This window comes from Candidatus Thioglobus sp. (genome assembly GCF_028599055.1).
Taxonomy (GTDB): Bacteria; Pseudomonadota; Gammaproteobacteria; order PS1; family Pseudothioglobaceae; genus Thioglobus_A.
On sequence record NZ_JAQRMS010000113.1, the window covers coordinates 1 to 3,775 of the forward strand.

3 protein-coding genes are annotated in these 3,775 nt (G+C 35.7%); all 3 read right to left on the reverse strand.

Annotated features, from left to right (window positions below; all coding sequences use genetic code 11):
* Nucleotides 1-81: 81 nt before the first annotated feature.
* Genes PSN35_RS06485 through PSN35_RS06495 form a run of 3 tightly spaced genes read right to left on the reverse strand, consistent with a single transcriptional unit; the run spans nt 82 to nt 3,669 of the window.
* On the reverse strand, nt 82-363 hold the full coding sequence (locus PSN35_RS06485; protein ID WP_300031099.1) for a hypothetical protein: 282 nt from the start codon (nt 361-363) through the stop codon (nt 82-84).
* On the reverse strand, nt 363-2,507 hold the full coding sequence (locus PSN35_RS06490) for a S8 family peptidase (protein WP_300031102.1): 2,145 nt from the start codon (nt 2,505-2,507) through the stop codon (nt 363-365). Before PSN35_RS06490 ends, PSN35_RS06485 begins: the two co-directional genes overlap by 1 nt.
* Nucleotides 2,497-3,669 (reverse strand): reverse transcriptase/maturase family protein, encoded by a 1,173-nt coding sequence (locus PSN35_RS06495; protein ID WP_300031105.1) that lies wholly within the window; start codon nt 3,667-3,669, stop codon nt 2,497-2,499. The genes PSN35_RS06490 and PSN35_RS06495 overlap by 11 nt, the downstream gene beginning before the upstream one ends.
* Between the last annotated feature and the right edge of the window lie 106 nt (nt 3,670-3,775).

The following is a 3,775-nucleotide window of genomic DNA, read 5'->3' on the forward strand; positions in this document are numbered from 1 at the left end:
AAAAAAACAAACACTATAAGCCAAAAATTATACTCAAAGCAATCCACGCTTTAGACTTTATTTACACCTTAAATATCATATCTATAAACAATTTTGCTTATTTTTACTCATTGAAAACCCACCCAAACCATTTTGATAAATAATGGCTTGGGTGGTTGGATTCGTTTGCGAATAAGCTTGATACATCATGCATCCATCATTACCCCTGCCAATGGGAATATACAGCAAATGTTCGTTGACTTTAATAGCCTTACTTAAATCAATCTGAATGTGCTGATCCGAGGTTTTAACCTCTTCAGAAGTACAACCCAACAACACAACAAGTGAAAAAATTACAAGACTTATTTTTAGTTTTCTATTCATTAGAATTTTTTATTTATCTTTATCATCATTTGATTTTCAGATTTAGCAGTTGCATCATGGTTTGGATTATCTCTGTAATTCAATAAAACTGTCATGGCGGCATCTTTACTATAATCAGTTGAATAGCCAACCGTCAATATTTTTTCACTTGCTATAGGGCTTAATGAAACTGTTTGATCGACAAAACTAATACTATCATCCATATTTAATCCATTGGCAGTTGTTAAGATCATATCGCCATTCTCAACCCTTGTTGGCTGCTTGTAAGTTGCAAATAATGTATCACCTTTAGAGTAAACGTCAGCACCAACTAAAGATGCTGAATACCCAGAGCTATCAATGGTTGAAATATTTGATACTACTGAATTTTCCAAAGTATTTACACTAGTCCGCCCTTTATTATATTGAGCAACAACAACTAAATGATCGTTAACTTTTGATCTAGCAATTAAATTAATAGATTTTGTTTTAGCTATGCCGGTTTGATAAGCACCACTAAAATAGTTAGATAAAAAAGTATCATCTTCCTCCAAATGGCTAATCTGTGCAATTAATGATGAATCTTTAGTGGGGTTTATAAGTACAGATACATTTACACCATTAATAGAGTGTGTGCTACTTTTATCTGTATATCCAGATACAACACCTAAAGAAGTTTTAGTGTTGCCAGTGCTAGAAATATTGATAATCTTGGCGTTATTAATTTGTGAAAGATGTGAATCACTATACAATGAATAAGTATCAGATAATCCAGCTATCCTTGCTTCATTATTAAAAGCAAAAACTTTAGATGCTGGCTGTTTGTCTGAAAAAGATATCTTTATGTCTTTGTAGTTATTTTGAATTTGAATAGAGCCTTTATTTAATTCACTAGACAATTTCATCCCAGGCTCAAGATCTATTTCAAAATTTGAATCACTAAATTTCAACTCATCACTAATTTTTAATGGGTCTGGTGTTGACACAGCACTGTTTAAATTAAAATAATAATCACGCTTATATTTATCATACACAGCTATCTCTAAAGATTGACTGAGTGCACTACCTAAAACACTACTACTAGAAAAACTAGAGTCACTTAAATAATGACTGCCACCCGATGCAGTTTGCACAGTTAAAGCGCCTTGTGCATACACCGCATTATCAAGATTCAATAAACCTCTACCATAAATAACATCCACGCCCGTAGCGCCTAAATCTGTCGCCGTATCGTACAAAATAGTAACTGTTTCAGCAGCTGTTTTTGATGGCCATTTTGAACGTAATACTGCCACAGCACCCGATACATGGGGTGCAGCCATCGAGGTGCCATCAAAAGTGGCATAATCATCATTATAGTTGTTATCATCAGTATCAACGGTTGAATAAACACTGCTACCAGGGGCAGCCATACACCACTGCATTGCAACGCCACACTTATTACTATAAGATGCAATTGTGTTGCTTGAATCGGTTGCCACCACAGCAATCAAACTATCAGCAAGTGCCTCATACCCTGAGTCAACAGGAAGTTTTGCACCATAACTAGGGTCACTCAAGCTTGAATTACCAGCAGCATGCACAGACACAATATCGTTATTATGTGCGCTCAACCATTTATTGGCAGTGGATGACAAAATACTAGATGAGCCAAAACTGACATTAATCACCTTAGCCCCTTGGCTAATGGCTTGGTCAATCGAGCTTTCAATGGCACTACTAGATAAAGATCCGGCTGAATTTCCAGCACGTAGGGCTAATATTTTAGCGCTATAAGCCACACCGTGCATACCAGTATCATTTTTTACCCCAGCGATAATGCCGGCCACATGCGTACCATGGCTCATATATACACCCTGTCCATTAGCATTGGCATCACTATCATTATCAACATAGTCATAACCGCCTGAGGCGATATTATCCGCCAAATCGGAATGATCTAAGTCTACACCAGTGTCAATAACTGCAACTGTCACCCCGCTACCTGAATAGCCATCTGAGTAAATCTCGGCTGCGTTGATATTGCCTAAGCCATACTGAGCATTGTATTCAGCGCTTTGATAATAAGAAGCAGGCTGTTGCACGACAGCCACAGAACTGCCACCGCCACCGCCACAGCCAGAAAGCAGAATAGGAAAAAATAATAAAATAAGCTTATCTCGCACTACAAACACTCACTTTTGACAAATTTGAATTAGCAGTAAATTTCATCTTAACTGTTAAAGATGGGTCAAATAATAGTTTTCTTCGCAATCTGAAACTATCGTAATTATTCATATAACCTAGGTAGGAATTAATCGATGCAACGAAATCTTCATTAGAAGAAAAGTCTTTTCTTAATGCATGATAAAAGCTCGATTTCGTGCGCCTATCAATGGTTACTCTATGCGGTAATATAAAAACCCCTAGAAATTTAAAACCATGTTTTATAGGTTGTAGATAAATTTTCTTTGGATGAATATCCAATCCAACATCTTGAAGATAAGCCGCTATTTTCCCAATACTTTCAAGCAACTTTTGCTTATCAGTAGAAAACAGTAAAAAGTCATCCACATAGCGCCCATAATACTTAAACCCTAATTGATACTTTATAAACTTATCCATCCCGTGCAAGTAAATATTACCAAACAGTTGCGAAGTAAGATTGCCAATAGGCAAGCCTGTATCACTTTTAGCACTCTGTTCAGTACCCCCTTGAGGGGTGTAAAACAATGATTTGTCTCTTGGTAGCCCTTGCCAATCAGATTGTTTGCCTTTTACCAATACATTATTAACAGGATCATGAAAAATCACAATCTTAATAATCCATTTTAAAAAATCAAAATCAAGCGGTATCTCGTGCTTGTATTTATTCAGAACATTAAAAATTTGCCTGTAAAGCACCTGTTTATTAATATTCATAAAATACCCTCGAATATCCAATTTTAGCACATAGGCTTCTTTTGTATAATTATCACTAACTGCTCTTGTGAATCTTTTGGCTCGTTTTATACCGTAAGAAGTGCCTTTGTTTTTCCGACAACTATAACTATCATGAATAAACAATCTCTCGAAAATAGGGTTAATAGCATTAAAAATCAAATGATGAATAATTCTATCTTCAAAATTAGCCGCAAAAATCTCTCTTTGTACGGGGTAAAAAGAAATAAAACAAATGGATCTTTTAGGCTGGTAAGTTTTATCAAGTAACCGGTCGCACAAAGTTATTAAATGGCTTTCATAATTGACTTCATATTCAGTGCAAGAATGAGTATTGCGCTTGTTTTTTCTGGTTGAATAATAAGCTTCAAACAGTTTTTCAAGTAAGAACTCTCTATTTTGCGGCATTGAGCGAGCTTTTATGCCAGGCGGTTAATTGTTTTGAGACACTTTCACATTTATCATTTAGGCGGGCAAATTTCTTAATATTTACCTGCTTAAGATCACGCAACAA